At 71.2% G+C, this 1,071-nt stretch carries 2 protein-coding genes; one reads left to right on the forward strand and one right to left on the reverse strand.

The window, feature by feature from the left end:
* Nucleotides 1-582 (reverse strand): EamA family transporter (locus tag AB0J68_RS32480; protein WP_363942754.1); only part of this gene is annotated, 582 nt, incomplete at its 3' end.
* Between the two features lie 91 nt (nt 583-673).
* Between AB0J68_RS32480 and AB0J68_RS32485 the strand changes: the two genes are divergently transcribed.
* Complete coding sequence (locus tag AB0J68_RS32485; RefSeq protein WP_355135647.1) at nt 674-979, forward strand: metalloregulator ArsR/SmtB family transcription factor; 306 nt, start codon at nt 674-676, stop codon at nt 977-979.
* Nucleotides 980-1,071 lie beyond the last annotated feature (92 nt).

Genomic DNA, 1,071 nt, shown 5'->3' on the forward strand with positions numbered 1-1,071 from the left:
CAGCATGGCGGCCGTGCCGGCGAGCGCGGTCAGCGTGGTGAAGCGCAGCGGCGACCAGGCGCCGAACCGGCTGGCGCCGTGGGTGTAGATGCCCCAGCCGAGCACCGCGCCGATCATCATGAGCCCGCCGAGACCGAACTGGCCGAACCCGACAAGGCTCCCGCGGGTGATCACCAGGCCGACTCCGAGGAGCGCCACCAGGGAGAGGGCCAGCAGGAGCGGCTTCGGTCGTACGCCGTCCCGGGCCCACCGGACCAGCTGGGTGATGACCGGCGTGGTGGCCACGAAGAGGGAGATCTGCTGCGGGGCGGCGTGTTCGAGCGCCAGGTTGGTGAGCAGGTTGAAGCCGGCGAAGCCGACGACGCCGAGCACCACCACCTCGACTCCCCGACCGTCGAGCCGCAGCGCGCCGGGGCCCTCGCGGACCAGCAGGATGGCGACCAGGATGACTGTGGCGAACAGGTAGCGGGCGGTGGTCAGGTTGAGCGGATCGACCCGGCTCAGCGCGCTGGCCAGGATCGGAAACATCGCGCCCCAGGCGAGCACGGCGAGCAGCGGATAGGCGGCGGCGCGGGATCGCATCGTCAGCTCCCTTGTTCGAGTATCTTCGAACCAACGACACCGACCATAGGGTGTTGTTCGAAAGTTGTCGAACAAGGGTTACACTGGTCACATGGAGCCGCACGAACCCGACCTGACCGCCGTACCGGTCACCGCCGTGCTGGCCGCACTCGCCGACGACGTGCGGCTGCAGATCGTGCGGGCGCTCGCCGAGGGTGGCGAGGCCGCCTGCGGCAGCTTCGACTTCGGCGTCTCCAAGGCGACCCGCAGCCACCACCTGAAGGTGCTGCGCGAGGCGGGCCTGACCCGCACCCGGGCCGCCGGCACCAGCCGCCTGGTTCGGCTCCGCCGCGACGAGTTGGACCAGCGGTATCCGGGCCTCCTGGACGCGGTCCTCACCCCGCGCCCTCCGGCCTGACGCCGCCGCCTCCGCCCGATCCGACCGACCTCGAACGACCTCGAACGACCTCGAACGGGCGCGCGTCGCCGGAGCCTCGACGAGGCGGCTCC

It is taken from the genome of Micromonospora sp. NPDC049580, assembly GCF_040675595.1.
Taxonomy (GTDB): Bacteria; Actinomycetota; Actinomycetes; order Mycobacteriales; family Micromonosporaceae; genus Micromonospora.